Source organism: Pedococcus sp., from assembly GCF_036554925.1.
Classification (GTDB): Bacteria; Actinomycetota; Actinomycetes; order Actinomycetales; family Dermatophilaceae; genus Pedococcus_A.
The window spans coordinates 1-18102 of record NZ_DATBMI010000086.1 but is presented as its reverse complement, the minus strand read 5'-3'; the positions used below and the strand labels follow the sequence as shown (position 1 = coordinate 18102).

The 18102-nt window shown below is 73.1% G+C and carries 17 protein-coding genes; 10 read left to right on the top strand and 7 right to left on the bottom strand.

Going from position 1 to position 18102, the window contains the following annotated elements:
- The first annotated feature begins 23 nt into the window (after positions 1-23).
- From VIB11_RS07260 to VIB11_RS07250, 3 genes are all read left to right on the top strand, one after another.
- The gene (locus VIB11_RS07260; protein ID WP_332029808.1) at positions 24-296 is read left to right on the top strand and encodes a DUF2795 domain-containing protein; all 273 of its coding nucleotides are present in this window, start codon (positions 24-26) and stop codon (positions 294-296) included.
- 73 nt (positions 297-369) lie between these two features.
- A complete protein-coding gene (locus VIB11_RS07255; protein ID WP_332029806.1) occupies positions 370-1914 on the top strand; it encodes a CYTH and CHAD domain-containing protein in 1545 nt (514 codons plus the stop codon).
- Between the two features lie 24 nt (positions 1915-1938).
- Entirely contained in the window at positions 1939-2610 is a 672-nt protein-coding gene (locus VIB11_RS07250) for a DedA family protein (RefSeq protein WP_332029804.1), read from the top strand.
- Between the two features lie 49 nt (positions 2611-2659).
- On the opposite strand, the gene VIB11_RS07245 is transcribed toward VIB11_RS07250, so the two are convergent.
- On the bottom strand, positions 2660-4027 hold the full coding sequence (locus tag VIB11_RS07245) for a pyridoxal phosphate-dependent decarboxylase family protein (protein ID WP_332029803.1): 1368 nt from the start codon (positions 4025-4027) through the stop codon (positions 2660-2662).
- A 393-nt stretch (positions 4028-4420) separates the two neighbouring features.
- On the opposite strand from VIB11_RS07245, the gene VIB11_RS07240 reads away from it, so the two are divergent.
- Together VIB11_RS07240 and VIB11_RS07235 are read left to right on the top strand one after the other, a co-directional pair.
- Positions 4421-5218, top strand: coding sequence for a hypothetical protein (locus tag VIB11_RS07240; protein WP_332029800.1), 798 nt, complete (start codon positions 4421-4423; stop codon positions 5216-5218).
- Positions 5219-5322: 104 nt separating this feature from the next.
- On the top strand, positions 5323-6921 hold the full coding sequence (locus VIB11_RS07235; RefSeq protein ID WP_332029799.1) for an FG-GAP-like repeat-containing protein: 1599 nt from the start codon (positions 5323-5325) through the stop codon (positions 6919-6921).
- Here VIB11_RS07235 and VIB11_RS07230 read toward each other — a convergent pair.
- Positions 6918-7130: a hypothetical protein gene (locus tag VIB11_RS07230; protein ID WP_332029797.1), complete on the bottom strand. Its 213-nt coding sequence runs from the start codon at positions 7128-7130 to the stop codon at positions 6918-6920. The two genes, VIB11_RS07235 and VIB11_RS07230, sit on opposite strands and share 4 nt — an antisense overlap.
- A 186-nt stretch (positions 7131-7316) precedes the next feature.
- On the opposite strand from VIB11_RS07230, the gene VIB11_RS07225 reads away from it, so the two are divergent.
- Positions 7317-7922 (top strand): ATP-dependent endonuclease, encoded by a 606-nt coding sequence (locus tag VIB11_RS07225; RefSeq protein ID WP_332029795.1) that lies wholly within the window; start codon positions 7317-7319, stop codon positions 7920-7922.
- A 27-nt stretch (positions 7923-7949) separates the two neighbouring features.
- Here the strand turns inward: VIB11_RS07225 and VIB11_RS07220 are convergent, their stop codons facing one another.
- On the bottom strand, positions 7950-10046 hold the full coding sequence (locus tag VIB11_RS07220; protein WP_332029793.1) for a phage holin family protein: 2097 nt from the start codon (positions 10044-10046) through the stop codon (positions 7950-7952).
- Between the two features lie 196 nt (positions 10047-10242).
- On the opposite strand from VIB11_RS07220, the gene VIB11_RS07215 reads away from it, so the two are divergent.
- Both VIB11_RS07215 and VIB11_RS07210 read left to right on the top strand, forming a co-directional pair.
- A complete protein-coding gene (locus tag VIB11_RS07215; protein ID WP_332029791.1) occupies positions 10243-10698 on the top strand; it encodes a DUF6325 family protein in 456 nt (151 codons plus the stop codon).
- Positions 10699-10722: 24 nt separating this feature from the next.
- Positions 10723-11046 carry an SHOCT domain-containing protein gene (locus VIB11_RS07210; protein ID WP_332029789.1) on the top strand — a complete coding sequence of 108 codons (324 nt, stop codon included), beginning with the start codon at positions 10723-10725 and terminating at the stop codon, positions 11044-11046.
- Positions 11047-11263: 217 nt separating this feature from the next.
- Here VIB11_RS07210 and VIB11_RS07205 read toward each other — a convergent pair whose 3' ends face one another.
- Entirely contained in the window at positions 11264-11650 is a 387-nt protein-coding gene (locus VIB11_RS07205; protein ID WP_332029787.1) for an SHOCT domain-containing protein, read from the bottom strand.
- 98 nt (positions 11651-11748) lie between these two features.
- Positions 11749-14469 (bottom strand): LuxR C-terminal-related transcriptional regulator, encoded by a 2721-nt coding sequence (locus VIB11_RS07200; RefSeq protein ID WP_332029785.1) that lies wholly within the window; start codon positions 14467-14469, stop codon positions 11749-11751.
- A gap of 290 nt (positions 14470-14759) precedes the next feature.
- Between VIB11_RS07200 and VIB11_RS07195 the strand changes: the two genes are divergently transcribed.
- A complete protein-coding gene (locus VIB11_RS07195) occupies positions 14760-15014 on the top strand; it encodes a hypothetical protein (protein WP_332029783.1) in 255 nt (84 codons plus the stop codon).
- A 306-nt stretch (positions 15015-15320) separates the two neighbouring features.
- On the opposite strand, the gene VIB11_RS07190 is transcribed toward VIB11_RS07195, so the two are convergent.
- Positions 15321-15818, bottom strand: a complete 498-nt coding sequence (locus VIB11_RS07190; RefSeq protein ID WP_332029781.1) for an RDD family protein — start codon at positions 15816-15818, stop codon at positions 15321-15323.
- Between the two features lie 22 nt (positions 15819-15840).
- Entirely contained in the window at positions 15841-16584 is a 744-nt protein-coding gene (locus VIB11_RS07185; protein ID WP_332029780.1) for a hypothetical protein, read from the bottom strand.
- A 254-nt stretch (positions 16585-16838) separates the two neighbouring features.
- On the opposite strand from VIB11_RS07185, the gene VIB11_RS07180 reads away from it, so the two are divergent.
- A partial coding sequence (locus tag VIB11_RS07180) for an MFS transporter (protein ID WP_332029778.1) occupies positions 16839-18102 on the top strand: 1264 nt, incomplete at its 3' end.

The following is an 18102-nucleotide window of genomic DNA, read 5'->3' as shown; positions in this document are numbered from 1 at the left end:
GACCGTCGCAAGGGGGCTTCACCATGACTGCATCGGCTCCGTCCGGGCCTGCGACCCACACGCCGTCGCGCACCACCGCCGACTGGCGCGCAGAGCTCGCCACCCTGCTGCGTCCGCACGTGTTCCCGGCGAACCAGGACGAGCTCCTCGCCGCCCTGATCCGGCGGGGGGCGCCCAGCGAGCTGCTGTGGCGCCTGACGTGCCTGCCTCGCACACGCCGGTTCACGTCGGTCGAGGAAGTGTGTGGCTTCGTCGCCGCCCATGGCCCCGCCCCCGTCGTCGCCGAGCCCATGTGACCCGACGCCGGGCACCCGCCGCCGGCGTCCGCGAACGGACGTCACGGCGGGCCCGCGTGGAGGATGATGAGCCATGGTCACCGCGCACGTCGAGGTCGAGCGCAAGTACGACGTGCCGACCTCCACCACCGTGGAGTCCGTGACGGTGCCGGGTGGGCTCGTCCTGACCCAGCCGGGCGCCGAGGTCGGCCTGGTGGCCGTGTACCACGACACCGCGAACCTCGACCTCGCACGCCACGGAGTCACGCTTCGACGCCGCACCGGCGGCGCCGACGCCGGCTGGCACCTGAAGCTGCCCGCGGGCCCGGATGAGCGCACCGAGGCCCACCACCGGCTGGGCGACGACGACGAGCCCGTTCCCGACCCCCTGCTGGCGCCGATCCGCGCGCTGGTGCGCGACCGGCCCCTCGTGCCCGTGGCGCGGCTGAGCACCCGCCGGGTGGAGCACCCGCTGCGCGGCCCGGACGGGCAGGTCGTGGCCCAGCTCTGCGACGACCGAGTGACCGCCGAGCGACTGCTCGCCGGGGAGCCCGAGGTGCAGTGGCGAGAGTGGGAGGTGGAGCTCACCGACGGCGACCGCTCGGTGCTGGACGCGGTCGAGGCCGCGCTGCTCGCTGCCGGCGCGACCCCCGCCACGGCCCGCTCGAAGCTCCAGCGGGCACTCGGCCGCGAGGGCCCCACCGCGGCGGCCGTCGGCTCCGCGGCGGCGGCCGGTGCCACCGCGGGCGAGGTGCTCACCGCCTACGTCGCCGCACAGGTCGAGCGGCTGGTGACCAACGACAGGGGGGTGCGGGCCGACGCCCCGGACTCGGTCCACCAGATGAGGGTCGCCGCCCGACGCCTGCGCTCGGCCCTGGCGACCCACCGCCGCCTGCTCGTGGACCGGGCCCGCACCGAGCGCCTGCGCGCGGAGCTGAAGTGGTTCGGCCAGGCGCTCGGGCGCGCCCGGGACGCCCAGGTCCTCCAGGCCCACCTCGACGGGGTCCTCGGCGCCGAGCCGCCGGACCTCGTGATCGGACCGGTGGCCGAGCGCATCGACGCGGAGCTCACCGCTGAGTTCCGCGCCGGGCAGGCCGAGGCGCAGGCGGCGTTGGACTCCGAGCGCTACTTCCGCCTCCTCGACGCCCTGGACGACCTCGCGGACGCACCGGAGTACACCGAGGACGCAGGCCGTGCCGCGAGCGAGCTCGAGCCGCGGCTGCTGGCCAGGGACGCGAAACGGCTGCGCCACGCGGTGCAGGCGGTCGACCGTGCCGAGGACCCCGCCTCCCGGGACGCCGCGCTCCACGAGGCGAGGAAGAAGGCCAAGAGGCTCCGGTATGCCGCGGAGTGCGCCGAGCCTGCTCTCGGCCCCCGGGCCGCGAAGCTCGCGCGGCGTGCGGAGGCCCTGCAGGAGGCGCTCGGCGAGTTCCAGGACTCCGTCGTCGCGCGCAGCCGGCTGCGCGAGCTCGGGGTGCAGGCCCACCTCAGCGGTGAGAACGCCTTCACCTACGGCCGCCTGCACGCCCTGGAGCAGCAGCGGGCCGACAGGTCGGAGCGGGTCTTCCGCAGCGCCTGGCGCAAGCTCCCGCACCGCCGGGTCAGGCGCTGGCTGGGTCGGGCGCGACCGCGTTCGTGAGGCTCGGTCCGTAGGCTGGGGCCCATGGACAGCGTGGTCGAGGCCGCCCTCGGCCTGATCGAGAGCATCGGCGAGGTGGGGGTCGGCCTCCTGATCGCCCTCGAGAGCGTGGTCCCGCCGATCCCGTCCGAGGTGGTGCTGCCCTTTGCGGGGTTCGCTGCGGCCCAGGGCCGGATCAACCCCTGGCTGGCCTGGCTGGCCGCCACCCTCGGTGCCCTCGCGGGCGCCTACCTGCTGTACGGACTCGGTGTCCTGCTGAGCTATGAGCGCCTCCACCACCTCGCGGGACGCCGGTGGTTCCTGCTGTTCGGGCAGCGCGACCTCGAGCGCGGGCACCGCCTGTTCCTCGAGCACGGCGAGGTGCTCGTGCTCGTCGGCCGCTGCGTCCCGCTCATCCGCTCCATCGTCTCGGTGCCGGCCGGGCTGACCGGCATGCCTCTCTGGCGCTTCACCCTGCTGACCGCCGTGGGCAGCGGGGTGTGGAACGGCGTGTTCATCTTCCTCGGGTACCGGCTGCAGGAGAACTACACCGCCGTGGAGCGGTATGCCGCGCCGGTCAGCCGGGCGGTGGTGGCAGTGGCACTGCTCGCGCTGGTCTGGCTGGCCGTGCGCAGGGTCCGGCAGCGCAGGCGGGGGGAGGACGAAGCGCCCCTGCCCGAGGAGACGCCCTCGTCCCCCGAGGGAGGCCACGGCTGACCGTCCCGCGGGCCGCTCGGGCGCGGGCTCGCGGCGGGGCCGGCTCGGCTCAGAGGGCCTCGGCGACCCGCCGGACCGCCTCCAGGGTGCGATCCACGTCGTCGGGGGTGGTCGCCCAGCTGGACACCGAGCACCGCTGCACCGCGCGCCCCCGCCAGCTGGCCGGGGTGAACGCCGCCGTGCCGTCGGCCAGCAGCCGGCGCCCGGCCTCGACCGTGCGCGCGTCGTCACCGAAGGCTGCGAGGACCTGGGTGAAGGCGACGTCGTTGACAACCTCCACCCCCGGGATCCGTGCCAGCCCCTTGGCCATCCGTGCGGCACGGTCGCAGAGCTGCTCGACCAGGGCCGCGAGGCCCTCCGTCCCGAGGCTCCTCAGGGCCGCCCAGACGGGGAACCCGCGTGCCCGGCGGGAGAGCTCCGGCACGCGCTCCATCGGGTCACCGGTGCCCCCGATGAGGTAGTCGGCCTCCACCCCGAAGGAGGCGACCAGCGCTGCCTCCTCGCGGACCAGGGCGAGCCCGCAGTCATAGGGCACGCTCAGCGTCTTGTGCGCGTCAGTCGCCCACGAGTCTGCCTCGGCCAGGCCGGACGTCAGGTGGCCGAACCGCGGACTGGCCGCGGCCCAGAGCCCGAAGGCGCCGTCGACGTGCACCCAGGCCCCGTGGCGGCGAGCGACCTCGATCGCCTCGTCGAAGGGATCGAAGGCCCCGGTGTGCACCTCCCCCGCCTGCAGGCACACGATCACGGGCCCGGACCCGTGGTCGAGCGCGGCGGCGAGTGACTCGGGCCGGAGCCTGCCCTGCTCGTCGCTGTCCACCTCGACGACGGCCTGCTGCCCGAGGCCGAGGTAGCGCACCGCGAGGTCGATCGTGTCGTGGCGGTCCCGGCCGACCGCGACCCGCACGGGAGGAGCCCCGCCCAGCCCGCGGCGGTTGACGTCCCAGCCCTGCCGCGCCAGCACCGCGTGGCGAGCGGCGGACAGACAGGTGAAGTTGGCCATCATCGCGCCGGTGACGAAGCCTGCCGTCGTGCCGGCGGGCAGGCCGAGCGCCTCGACGACCCACTGTCCGGCAACGCTTTCCGCGGCCGCCGCGGCGGGGGTCAGCGAGTTGAGCCCGGTGTTCTGGTCCCACACACCAGTCAGCCAGTCGGCCCCCAGCGCGGCAGGCAGCTCGCCCCCGATGACGAACCCGAAGAACCGGCCGCCGGGAATGCCGGCCAGCCCCGGGTCGGCTCGTCGCGCGAGCTCCGCCAGGACCTCGACCGGGTCCGACGGGGCCGCGGGAAGCGGACCGCCGAGCGCTTGGCACATCTGCTCGTAGCCGGCCCTCGGCCAGACGGGGCGACCGTCGAGCGAGTCGAGGAACGAGATCGCCAGGTCGTGCGCCGCGCCCAGCACCCTGCGTCGATCGTCCATGGCCGGCTCCCTTCTCCTACCCGGACCGTAGCCCCCGCGGCCCTTGGAGGACGACCCGTTGGACAGCACTCCACCAGCGGGGTTGCCTCGCCTCCTCCGGATGGAGGGGACCGGCTCCCACCGACTGCTGTCCATGTCCTAGAACCACGGTCGGTGTCGGCCCGACGCGCCGCTGCCTAGCCTCGAAACACTTTGAACGCCAGCCCCGTTCGTCGTCCGCGGACAGGGCGGAGGAGAGAGGGAACCCGGTGGCACGGACACCCGCCGGGCCCGAGTCCGGGCTGCGCCCACAGGCGGTGAGCTCGTCGGCGGCTGCCCCCCGGTCCGCCCTCGCGTGACCCGTCGGGCGCGGACGCCACCACCCAACGCCGGTTCTCCCCGAGAGGCTCGCCCGTGCTGCCGACCCTCCCCACGGACCGCCGCGCCGCAGCGGTGCTCGTCTCCGGTGCGGTGGCCGCTGGACTGGCCGTCGTCCTCACTCTCGGCGGGGACCCAGGTCCCGGCCAGGGGCTGGTGGCCGGCACGCCCACGGGCACGGCGCCACCGACGACGCCCAGGCCGCGCACCGCCCCTGCTCCACCGGTCAGCACGGCCGCCCCGGAGACTCCGGCGACGAGGTCGACGCCGACAGCGGCGACATCCCCGCCCCGGGCGACCACCACGCCCCGCGCCCCCGCCGCCACCAGGGCCCGACCACCGACGAGACCGACTGCGACCAGGCCTCCGGCCACGCGACGGGCTGCCCCCACGCCGAAGCCGGCACCGCGCCCACCCTCGGCCAGCCGGGGCCCCACGGGCTGGGCAGCCCTCAACGCGGCGATCAGCCGCATCCCGGGCTACCGGTCGTCGGGGATCACCTGGACCGTCACGTCGCGCTACGGGCACTACGGAACGACGGACCTGGCCACCAGCGACATCTACATCTCTCCCACCGTGCCGGTGTCCCTGCTGGACTCCGTCGTCCGCCACGAGTACGCCCACGTGGTGACCGTGCGCGTGTACGGGGGGCAGTGGCGACTGGCCAAGAGCGCCCTCAACGCGGCGTTCGGCGGCTCGGGGATGACGGGTGCGGAGCGGGCGGCGGACTGCATGGCGAGGTTGATGGGCGCCTCGTGGACCAACTACACCTCGTGCTCGAGCAGCGCGTGGCGCAACCACGCCCAGCGCCTCCTCGCCGGACGCCGGGTCTGAGCTCCTCCTGGGCCGAACGGACGCACTTCACCACAAACGCGGGACAGAAGGTGCGAATCGGCCCTACCGTGAGCGGGCCCGCACCGCTTCGCCTGGAGACCGACATGCCCTCCGCCCCCCGTTCCACTGCCCGCCTCGTGCTGCTGCGCCTGCTCGCGGCGGCCGTCACGGTGACGACCGCCGCGGCCACGGCGACGGCCTCGCCCGCCTCCGCTGCGCCGGTGCCGCCCACGCCCACGGGCCTGCCCGCCGGCGTCGAGGCCTTGGCCTCGTACGTGGGTGCCAACTCGTGCGACGCTGCCGCGAAGCCCGGGGCCACCGCGCTTGGCGCGCTCCTGACGAGCACGTACGCCGGCACCAGCTTCCACGTCGCCCGGCCCTGCGGGTCGGACTCGCTGGCGACGACGGAGCACTACGACGGCCGTGCCGTGGACTGGATGGTCAACGCCCGGAACACCACGCAGCGCGGCTACGCCTCGGCGGCGCTGAGCTGGATGCTGGCGAAGGACGCCCGCGGCAACGCCCACGCCGTGGCCAGGCGCCTGGGCGTCATGTACCTCATCTGGAACAACAAGACGTGGTCCGCCTACCGGCCTGAGGAAGGGTGGCGGGAGTACAGCGGCTGCCTCAGCACGGCGAAGGCGGGCACGGCCTACGACACCGCCTGCCACCGCAACCACGTGCACATCTCGCTCTCCTGGGCCGGTGCGATGAAGCGCTCGTCGTACTGGTCCAAGGCCGTCGCGCAGCCCGAGTACGGCCCCTGCCGCACGGCATACCTGAACTGGGCACCACCGCGGACCTCCGCGAACCTCACACGGTGCACCACTCCCGCCAAGGTGGTGGCGAAGCCCGGCGCCTCGTCGCTCGGCCGGCAGCTCGTGGGCTACTCGGGCATGTACCTGCGCCAGGGCTCGACCGGGCCGGCCGTCTCCGCGCTCCAGCGTGCGCTCGGCCTCTCTGCGTCCGGCTCGTTCTCCTCGACGACCCGCACGTCGCTGCTGTCGTGGCAGGGTCGCCAGGGCCTGCGGGGCACGGGGGTCACGGACGCCCTGACGTGGTACCGGATGACGCGGCCCCACTCGGCCGAGCCTGCGTCGAAGGGTCTTGACGGAGACGCCCGGCCCGACCTGCTGACCCGGCGGACCAACGGGGACCTGGCGCTCCACACCTCGGCCGCGGATCCGGGAGGACGGGTCGTCGGGCTGGGCTGGGACGTCTTCGACACGGTCATCGGCGCGGCGGACTTCTCCGGCGACGGGTCCGGCGACGTGCTGGCGCGCAAGCCCGACGGCACCCTGTGGCTCTACGCCGGGACGGGTGCTGGGACCTTCCGCGCCGGAGTCCGCATCGGCCTGGGCTGGCAGGTGTTCACGGAGATCCTCTCGCCGGGTGACTTCACCGGGGACGGCGCGGCCGACGTGCTGGCCCGCAAGCCGGACGGCACCCTCTGGCTGTACGCCGGCAACGGCCGGGGTGGCTGGGCCGCCGCGGGCCGGAGGGTCGGCCTGGGTTGGCACGTGTTCGCGCACGTCGTCCCGGGAGGCGACCGCACCGGGGACGGCCGTTCGGACGTGCTGGCGCTGCGGCCCGACGGCAGCCTGTTGGTCTACGCGGGCAACGGGCGCGGCGGCTGGGCGGCCGCCGGCCAGACCGTGGCCCGCGGCTGGGACGGCTCGGCCCCCGTGGTCGGCGTTCGCTAGGGCGCGGTGCCGTCGGCGGTCGCCACGCCCTCGAGCGCCGCCGACCCGGCCCGCGTCTCGTCATGGCCCACACCGAGCGCCGTGTCGAGCTGCTCGTCTGTCAGCGGCCGGTCGGCATCGGTCGCCGCTGTGATGATCTCCCCGAGGAGCTCGATCTCCGCACCCAGAGCCTCGTCGTTGATCTCGGGGTCGTCCGGCATGGTCACCATGCCGTGCCAACGTCTGGCCACGACCGGGGTCACGGCACCACGGCCGTTGGTCGCCGGTCAGGATCCACAAGCACCCGAACGACCCATGCGCCCCTCGGCCGTTCAGCCGATGTCGCAGACCCGGCCTGACCACTGATCGACGCGAAACCCGCTGCCTCGCCTCGGGCTGGTCTGCCATGATGCGCCATGGCCGCGTCACCCGAGCTGCGCGCCGCCGAGGCCCTTGCTGCCGCTCGCCTCGCCCACTCCGTCGTGCTGGTCGAGGGGCCCAGCGACCAGGTCGCCGTGGCGACCCTGGCTGTGCGCCGTGGGCGTGACCTCGAGGCGGAGGGCGTCGCGATCGTGCCGATCGGCGGGGCCACGAGCATCGGACGCTTCCTCGACCTGCTCGGGCCCGATGGTGCGGGGCTGCGCCTCGCCGGGCTCTGCGACGCCGCCGAGGAGCGCCACTTCCGGCGCGGTCTCGAGCGGGCCGGGCTCGGCCGGCACCTGACCCGCGAGCAGATGGAGCGCCGTGGCTTCCACCTGTGCGTGGCCGACCTCGAGGACGAGCTGATCCGGGCACTCGGTGTCGCCGCCGTCGAGGCGGTGGTCCACGACGCCGGTGAGCGGGCAGCGCTGCGCACGTTCCGCCAGCAGCCGGCGCAGCAGGGCCGCTCCCCCGAGCAGCAGCTGCACCGCTTCATCGGCACGCGGTCCGGCCGGAAGGTCGAGTACGCCCGGCTGCTCGTCGAGCGCCTCGACCTCGCCCGCGCGCCTCGCCCCCTCGACGGAGTCCTGTCCCACGTCTGATGACGCGCGGCCGCCGCGGTGTGCGCGCTACGCGACGTCGTCCGCCCGCGGCACACGCACCGAGGGCAGCTCGGCTCGGTGGCCGAGGTGCTCGAGCCACCCGACCAGGACCCGGTGCAGGGCGTCGGCGCCGACGATCGGGCCGCGCGGGTCGGGCAGGTCGGTGGGCCAGACGAGCATCGCGCGGTCCTGCCACCCCCCGAGGCCGCCGTGGCAGCCGACGAGCCCCTCGAACGCCGCCACCTCGCCGAGGTCGTCGAGCAGGCTGTTGACGTAGAGGTCCGGCGCCTCGGGCATCAGGGCCGCCCGCAGGACGAACTCCGGTGCGTGGGGTCCGAACCGGGCCAGCGGGTCGTCCCCCACGACGACGCCGTCCCGCACGCGGTGCTCGCCCGTGCGGCCGAGCGCCACGGGGCCGTGCTCCTCGGTGTCGACGACGACGAAGCCCACCCCGGGGTGGGCGACCAGCCCGGGTACCAGCGCGGGGAAGCGCGACGACAGCTCCGCGAGCGTCACGCGTCGGGTCTCGCCGGCGACATAGACCAGCCCGAGGTTGCCCGACCCGAAGACCACGAACCGCTCGTCCTCCGCCGACGGCTCGACGGCGGCACCGGCCCGGGCGTCCACCGTCCCCTCCACCGGCTCCGGGGGGGCCAGCCGCACGGAGGCTCCCGCCAGGGCGCGGGCCAGGACCGACTCGCTGCCGCCGGTGGACGCGAGGAAGGCACTGAGCTGGCTGGATCCCTCGGTGTTGCGCTCGGACGCGAGGACCTCGGTGTCCGAGAGGCGGCTGACGAGTCGCGCGAGGTCCTCGCCGTACCGGTCGGCGAACACCGCCCCCTGGGACTGCCCGTGGTCCGACAGGACGACGATGCGGTACGGGCGCGGAGCCACCTCGGCCACCTTCTCGAGCTGGGTGAGCACCGCGTCGATGCCCTCGAGTGCCGCCAGCGACTCTGGCTGCATGATGCCCGCGTGGTGGGCCACGGCGTCGTAGTCGACGTAGTCGACGTAGATGGCACGCCGCCCGCGCAGCATGGAGTCCGCCACCAGCATCGTGTTGAGGTCCCGCAGCACGCCGTTGAGCCCGGCGCGCTCGAGCGCGAAGCTCCAGCCGCGGTGCACACGCGGGCGGATGCCGCGACGGCGCGCCCGGCTCGCCTGGAAACGCTCGCGGACCACCTCGCTGAGGGTGCGCGACAGCCCTCGGGCCAGACCCTCCGGCCGGGCGAGGAACTGCGAGATCGCCAGCCGTGACTCGCGCCCCTCCTGCGAGCGACCCACGGCGCTCATGGTGGCGAAGACGGTCGGGGCGTCGCCGGTGAAGAGGTTGCTGATGGAGACGCCGTCGTCGGCGAGCAGGCCGTGCCCGGTCGTGCGTGCCGCCTCGATGGCGGCGGCGTCGCTGGGCCGGTTGGCCACGAAGATCTTGCCTGTCGCGCGGTCGATCCAGCGGAAGGCCGGGATGCCCTCGATCGTGCCGTGCAGGATCCCCATCTGGCTCACCGGAGTCGTGGCAGGCAGCTTGGGCGTCCACTCCACCATCCGGTGCGAACCGTCGCGCACCCAGCGCGAGAGGGTGGGGAGGGTCCCAGCACGCACTCCCCACTCGAGCAGGGGAAAGGGCACTCCGTCAGCCTGGACGAACACCACACCGGGCATTCCCGGATCCTCCACCCGGTCTCGCCCGACACGGCGCCGCCGGCGCAGCAGCGTCGCGGTCACGGCCTCGTCGGTGCCGGCGGTCCCCACCCACACGAACAGGGTGGACACCGCGGCGACGATCCAGGCGGCCAGGACCGAGGTCCACACGGTGACCTCGGCCTCGAGGGAGTAGCTGAGGATCAGCCAGACGACCAGCGCCTGGCCGAAGAGGCCCAGGAGGACAGCGCCGACCCACCCCAGCAGGACGGCTCCGTGGACCAGCAGGGGGCGCAGCACCGCCCCACCGACCATGATCAGGACGGCCGCGACGAGCGCCTGGACCCAGCCGCCGACGTCGAAACCCGGTAGGAGCCACGAGGCAATCTGGAGACCCAGGCTTGCCCCGAGCAGACCGAGCAGGGCCCGGCCGAGGTCGCCCCGCCGGAGCCGCGGGCGGAGGTCGGGCCGCCCCGCTTCCATGCCTCGGACTGTACCGGCCGGACGCACACCACCGGGGCGGGATCCGCGCATCACCCATGCCTAGGCCCTCGGCACGCCGCCAGCCTCATCCCGCGCGGGTGATGAACGCCGGCGCCTCTCGCGCAAGGCTGGTGGCCACTGGGGGACCGCCGGAGACCGGCGTGCGACCCCCGTCCTGAAGGAGGGTGAGAACCACATGAACGATGCATCCGGCGTCGATGTCCATGGCCCCATCGACTTCGTCGTGATCGAGTTCACCGGCAACCGCCTGACCGGCCGGACGGCGCAGGAGCTGGTGAACCTCGTGGAGCGCGGGATCATCTGGGTGTACGACCTCCTCATCGTGGGCAAGGCGGAGGACGGCTCGGTCTACGGCCTCGAAGTCGCCCCGGGCTCCCAGGACCAGGTCGGTGGTTTCGCCGACCTCTCCTGGGCCCGCTCCGGCCTGCTGAGCGAGGACGACATGCGTGAGGCCGCCGGCGCGATGCGCCCGGGCACGGTCGCCGCCCTCATCGTCTACGAGAACGCCTGGGCCATCCCGTTCGTGGCAGCCGCCAGGGAGGCCGGCGGCGAGCTCATCGCGGGTGGACGCATCCCCGCGCAGGACGTCATGGCTGCGCTGGAGTCCTTGGAGCTGGAAGCGACACCCTGAGAAGCCACATCCTGAGGAGGAGACATGCCAGGACTCATTCGAGGCATCGCCAGGACGGCGGCGATCGCCGGCACCGCCTCCGCGGTCAACGGCCGTGTGCAGCGGCGCCAGGCTGCCAAGTTCGCCGAGCAGGACGCGCAGACGGCAGCCGCGCGTCAGGAGGCCTACCAGCAGCAGTTCGCGCCGCCTCCACCCGCGCCGGCCCCCGCGGCGCCAGCGGCGCCAGCGGCGTCGGGCGGCACCAGCGACATGCTCGAGCAGCTCAAGGCCCTCGGTGACCTGAAGGCGCAGGGCGTCCTGACCGAAGAGGAGTTCGCGGCCCAGAAGGCCCGGATCCTCGCCGGGTGACGCATCGGGACGGCGAGCAGCTGACGCATCGGGACGGCGAACAGCGCGCCTGGACAACGCCGCCCGCGTGCGTGGGCTTCCGCCTGTGAGCCCGGCCTGCAGCGGCATGAGACGGCGATGCACGCACGCAACACTTGCCCGTACGCAACACTTGCCCGCACGCAACAAGGGTCTGGCCCTCCGTTGGCCGGAGGGCCAGACCCATCGCGAGCGGGCGTCAGACCAGGGCTTTGGCCTTGAGCTGATCGTACTCCGCCTGCGAGATCGCCCCGGAGTCGAGCAGCTTGCGGGCCTGGGCGATCTGGTCCGCGGGGGTGTTGGCCGATGATGAACCGGCGACCTCGCGGATGTAGGCGTCCTGCTGCTTCTTGATGAACTCGGCGTCCCTCTGTGCGCGCTCGGTCATGCCCTTGCCGCGGACGATGAGGTAGATCAGCGACGTCAGGAGGGGCAGGAAGATCAGGGCGATGATCCACACCGCCTTGACGAAGCCGGATGTCTCACTGTCGCGGAACAGGTCGGCCATGATGTGGAACAGCACCATGAGGTAGGCCATGAACGCGAACGTGATGATGATGAACCAGACGATGTCCCAGAATGACATTCCAGATCCTTCCCTTGTCGCAACCGCTTCAAGGGAAGTGTCATGGCCTCAATGCCCCACCACGTCATCTCCAGCGGATGACTCTGCGGGCCGGCTCCTCACGCGGCGTTCGGCGACGGGAGCAGCCGCAGCTCCCACGCGCGGCGCACCGCCTCGTTGCGCCGGGTCACCCCGAGCTTGCGCAGGATGCTGCGCACATGGCTCCGCACGGTGTTCACGGACACGAACATCGTGCTGGCGATCTCCTCGGTGGTGAGCAGCTCGGCCAGGTAGCCGAGCACCTCCTGCTCCTTCTTGGTCAACGGGATCACGATGGGGGCCTGTCCTGCCGCGACGTCGCTCTCCCTGGGCTGTCGGTGCTCGCCGGGCTCCGGTGCTGCCGACGAGGCAGACCCCGCCCGTGCCGCGGGGACCCTCACCTGGAGCCACCGGTGACCGGCTGCCAGCTTGCCGCGGTCGAGTAGCTGGCGGATCTCGTCCGGCGCCTCGAGGAAGGGCCTGCGGAGGTGCTCGGGAGCGGCCAGGTGAAGGGCCGACTCGAGGCAGCCCTGGGCAGCCGCTGCGTCCCCGTCGTGAAGCTCGCTCATCGCCCGGGCCAGCCAGCTGCCGACACGGACGGCGAGAGGGTCCGCCCTGCTCTGCGCCGGACGGGACGGCATCGCCACCTCCGCGCCACTGCCAGCAGCGAGCCACGCCCGGCGAACGGCGAGGGAGCACTCGATGTGGTCGCACCCGCCGATGTCGCCCAAGGTCGCCAGGGCGCCCTCGGCATCACCCTGGGCCATCAGGAGCGCTGCCAGGTCCGCCAGCAGCGAGCGGTCCAGCCAAGCCCTCACAGGGGCGTCGAACTGCCCGGGCAGCACTGCCTGGAGCTCGGCGCGCGCCAGGTCGAGCTCGTCCTGGGCTGCCAGCAGCCGTGCCTTCAGCAGAGTCTCGACCTGGTGCAGGACCTTCGCGTCGTAGGACGGCGCCAGCTCCTCAGCGCAGCGGAGCAGGTCGTGCGCAGCGGTCAGCTCGTACTCGTCCAGGCGGACCCACGCGAACGCGAGGGCAGCCGCGCGAGACGAGCAGACCAGTCCGTTCCCAGCACCGTCCGCGGTCGTGACAAGGCGCCGTACGACCCCCAGGGCCTCGCGCAGGTTCCCCGCCATCGCATTCACGAGGGCGGCCAGGCCCTGCAGCTCTGCGACCGCGCCGTCGAGGTCCTGCGCGTGTGCTGCCTTGACACCCGCGGCCAGGACGTCATGAGCCGGCCCGAAACGCCCCAGCTGCAGGAGCATCCGCGCCTTGCACCCGGCGACGATGGCGGCGAGCTCCGCATGGGCGACCGGGTCGTGGACGGGCTGGAGGTGGAGCGCCGACTCCGCCGCGACAGCAGCGGTCAGGCCTGCCTCCGGGTCCTCCCCCAGGCCGGCCACCACCGCGTCCAGCACCACCACGGCCAGTGCGCAGGGCTGCGGGAGGTGACGCCCGTCCCGTTCCAGCAGCTTCCCAGCCAGGGCGAGCTCGGAGGCCGCGCGGTCAGCGTCGAGCTCCCGCAGCGCGAACAGGGCGCGCGTCACCCCCGCCTCCGGCACCTCGAGGTCAGCGGGAAGGTGCGCGAGCACGGTGGGCAACGGCGTGGGCTGGCGACGCGACAGCTCGCTGGCGTAGCAGAACCCGTTGACCACGAACCGCGCCGCCATGGCCCAGTCCTCCCCCAGCGCCGCGTGGCTGATGGCCGAGGGCAGCTGTCCGTGCTGGGCGTACCACTCGGCCGCAGCGCGGTGGAGCTCCGGCACGAGCGCGGGCCTCTCGAAGGCCAGCTGGCTGCGGAGGAACTCCCTGAAGAGCGGCTGGTAGTGGTATCGGTCGTCACTCCCCTGCACCGGCTCGATGAACGAGTTGCCGTGCGCCAGGAAGCGGAGCACACGCGCGTCACAGTGGTCACCCGTGAGAGCCTCCACGACACCGGGCTGCAGCTCGTCCACGACACACGTCCGCAGCAGGAGCTCCCGCACCGCCGCCGGCTGCGTCGCCAGGACCTCGCTCATGAGGTACTCGGCGACGTTGTCGGTGTCCCCTCGGAACGCGTCGATGGCGTGCTCGATGTCGGCGCGGCCCGCCAAGCTCATGGCCGCGAACCTCAGGCCGGCAGGCCATCCGCCGGTGCGGGTACGCAGCTTGTCGACGTCCCTGGGCGCGAGGGCGAGCCCGGCCTGCTGCATCAGCGCGGACGTCTCGTCGGCGCTGAAGGCCAGGTCGGCCGCCCGGATCTCGGTGATGGCGTCGTCCAGCCGATAACGGTGGAGCGGCAGGAGCGGGTCGATCCGGGTCGTCAGCACCAGGTGCAGCGCACCGCCAGACAGCGACATGAGGCGGTCCAGACCGTCCGTGACTGCACGGGGCAGGGAGTGCTCGCCGCAGTCGAGAACCCAGACGAGGGGGCGCCCGTGGGCGCGGATGCGCTCGGCCACGCGGGCGAGCGTCCTCGGACCGCTCCGGTCCCCTGCTCCGGTGGCGCCGTCGCGCTGGAGGTCGACACCCGCGCGTCGCATCTCCTCGATCGCCATGGCCCAGAAGTACGCCGCGGACGAAGGCGCCTCTGTCAGTCGGGTGTGGACCACGCCGCTCGGCCGGTCCTCCGCTTCCCACGCGCGCACGAGCACGGACTTGCCGTAGCCGGCCGGTGCGGTCACCAGCGTGAAGGGCCCGCGAAGCCCACGACGCACGAGCTCGACCAGCCGGGGCCGCTCGACCACACCGGCGACCCCGGCCGACCCGGGCCCGCTGTGCACCGCCGGGATGCCGGCCGTCGGGGACGATGGTCCCCCGGTCATCCTGGTCGCTGATGTAGGTCGTGGTGACACGAATGTCCTCCCGAGCACGGACACAAAGACGCGCATCCCCACGCCACCACACGCCGCCGTTCCTCCAAAGGGTCGAAGGTCCTGAACAGGCAGGGCGGGTCTCGTCACAAGAGACGAGGCGACCGGTCTCGTCGACGCCGGTGGGCAGCTGTCCCGGCGATTCACCGCCGTGCCACGCGTGGTTCACCCCTCAGGGATGACGCTGCGAACCCGTCCCTTTGCGAGCGTTCGGGTACGACGCTTTTGAACGGAGTACCTCCATGGCTCAGTCGATGTACGAGATCCGCGTGGCGGGAACCGTACCGGAGGAGGACCTCAGGGACATGGGAGCCGTCAGGGTCGCCCAGGACCAGGTCAACACCGTCCTGTACGGAGTCGCCGACCAGACGGCGCTCTACGGCCTGCTCGAGCGGCTGCGGGCCCTGGGCCTCGATGTCGTCGAGGTCCGCCGCGTCCCCGATCTCTCCCTCGGCGTCGACGAGGCCCCAGAGCCCGAACGAGGAGACAGGGCATGAACCGTCGAACGGGCTTCTCCTACGAGGTTGCCCTGCCGGGCGAGTTCGGGCAGGCCTACCTCGCCACGTTCGCCGACCTGGGGGTCCGTCGCGCCACCGCCTCCAGCGTGTTCCTCCTCGCGGTGCACGGCGCCGAGGCCGTTCCCGAGATCGCAGCCATGCTCCAGGCACGAGGTCTGACGATCCTGGGCATTCGACGGGTGGGCACCCGGGACGACGAACCCGCCTCACGGACACGTGTCCTGACGACGCAGCCGTCGGACGCGCCTCGTCAGCCCGTGCTCGTCGACGACGGGCCGTGCCTGTTCACGGCGAGGAACCGGGTTGGGGCTCCTCTCGGTGCGCCGACCGTGGCTGCCAGTCATAGACCACCGAGGTGCGCAACAGCACGTCCTGCACCGACCGGTTCTCTTGGTTGACGGCGGCCCACAGCAGCCCGACCGGGAACACCGAGCAGCAGAGGGCGCGCAGCAGGGCCCCGACGAGGCGGAGGTTCTCTCCCTCGCGCCCCACGACTCGCAGACCCATGACCAGCCCCCCGTAGGTGCGCCCGCTGATCCACCAGGAGATCGTCAGGTAGATGACGAGCACCACGAACGCCGACGTGAGGCTGAGGAACAGACCCATCTCCGGGAAGCTGAACCCGCGCGGGTCGATGAGGAAGAGGAAGCCGGCGAAACCGGCATACCCGAGGAGCAGCACGAGGCCGACCAGCAGGCCGTCGATCCCCGCGGCCACGATGCGCGTGACGAGGCCCGCCCGCTGCCCCTGGTGGGCGCGCGCCTCAGGCGGGAGTGGGGACACCCCGCCCTGCGACATCGCCGCCTCAGCGGGTTCCGTCGGGCGGCCGGGGCGTCGCGCCCTCCACGGGCTCGTGGCCGCTCGGCCCCCCGAGGACGTGCGCCGGGTGCCTGCTCTTCCGTCGAAGGAGCAGCCGGTCCACCGCTCGTCCCACAGCCTCGTCCGCCGCGATCCCCTGCAGGCGGGCGCCCCGGACGGCGTCCGAGGCCATCGAGCCCGTCGACTCGCGGATGATCTCAGGCAGGTCCACCCCGTCGATGACCTCCTCCGCGAGGCCGATGAGGTCAACGTGCGCGATGACGGCGTTCACCAGCGCGTCGAGGTCCACCCGCTGCAGCACCACCGCGGTCAGGTCCACCCGGTCCAGCACCGCCTCGACGTCGACTGCGGCGACCACCGCGTCGAGGTCGACGTGCTCCAGCACCACGTCGGTCAACCTGAGGCGACGCAGCGCCTGGTCGGCGGCCCAGGGGACGACGGCATCGAGCACACGGGAGAGATCGGCCCCCAGGGCCGCACGGCGCGAGGCCCCCCGCGAGGTCACCGAGGACAGGAGCCGCTCCGGCTGGAACCGTGGTGGCACTCCGGGCGCCGCGCGGGCAGCCCGGCGGACGACGGGACGCGCCACCGAGCCCATGCGTCGCGCGGCCGTCGTCGCCAGGGCCACGGACAGCGCGGAGGCGCCGAGGACGAGGTCGACCGGCAGGGCGGACGGGTCTCGCCGGGCCGAGGGGTCCGGCGGTGCCGACGACGGCTCGATGGGCGCCACGACCACATCCTGTGCGGTGGCCTCCCCCCTGGCATCGCCTGCGGCGGATGAATCCCCCCGGCCTGCCACGGGCAGCCCGGGTGGCCCGGGTGGCCCCTACCCGTCATCCCCCGCGGTGGGTGAGGCAGGGCCCCTGCGGCAGGGTGCACTCTGGGTCGCAACCACCGCGTGCGCCTCGCACTCGAGCGGACCCTGCGACGCCTGGACGGTCGCTGCTCCTCGAGACGCGCGCACCGGTCGAGAGGAGCCTGGTCGTGGACACCGCCACTCCCCCGCCGGCCGCAGAGGTGGCCGCTGCCGCCGCGAGCACGGTCCTGGTGACGCTGGCCTCCGCCCAGTTCCTCATGACGCTGGACAGCTCGGTCATGAACGTGTCGATCGCGACGGTCGCCGAGGACGTCGGCACCACGGTGACGGGCATCCAGACAGCCATCACGCTGTACACGCTGGTGATGGCATCGCTGATGATCACCGGCGGGAAGATCGGGCAGATCCTCGGGCGCAAGAGAGCCTTCGCGATCGGCTGCGTCATCTACGGCGCCGGCTCGTTCACCACGGCGCTCGCCCCCAGCCTGCCGGTGCTGCTGCTCGGCTGGTCCCTTCTCGAGGGCATGGGCGCCGCGCTGATCATGCCGGCCATCGTGGCGCTGGTGGCGTCGAACTTCGGCCGCGCGGACCGGCCCCGCGCGTACGGCCTGGTCGCGGCCTCGGGCGCGATCGCCGTGGCAGCCGGGCCCTTGATCGGCGGCCTGATGACCACGTACGCCTCCTGGCGATGGGTCTTCGCCGGTGAGGTGGTCATCGTCCTGGGCATCCTGGTCCTGGCCCGGAGGATGGCGGACGTCGAGCCGGACCGCAGCGCGCACCTGGACCTCACCGGCACGGCGCTGTCGGCGGCCGGCCTCGGACTGGTCGTCTTCGGCATCCTCCAGGGCGGCAGCTGGGGCTTCGTCAACCCCAAGCCGTCCGCGCCGTCCTGGCTGGGCCTGTCGCCCGTGGTCTGGCTCGTCATCGCCGGCGGCCTCGTCCTGCGCGGGTTCCTCGCTTGGGAGCGCCGCCGACTCGCACGAGGTGAGGCAGCGCTGATCGACCCCGCGATGCTCGAGAACAAGCTGCTGCGCGGTGGCCTGACGTCGTTCTTCTTCCAGTACCTCCTGCAGGCGGGCCTGTTCTTCGCGGTGCCCCTCTTCCTCTCGGTGGCCCTCGGGCTCTCGGCCATCGAGACCGGACTGCGGATCATGCCCCTGTCCGTGACCCTGCTGCTGGCCGCGGTCGGAGTGCCGAAGTTCTTCCCCCTTGCCTCACCCCGGCGGGTCGTGCGACTGGGGTTCCTGTCGCTCTTCGCCGGGGTCGTGTCGCTCATGCTGGCCCTCGAGGTCGGCGTCGGGCCCGAGGTGGTCACGGGGCCGATGCTGCTGGCAGGCCTGGGGATCGGCGCCCTGGCGTCACAGCTGGGCGCGGTCACGGTGTCGGCAGTTCCTGACGAGCAGAGCGCCGAGGTGGGCGGTCTGCAGAACA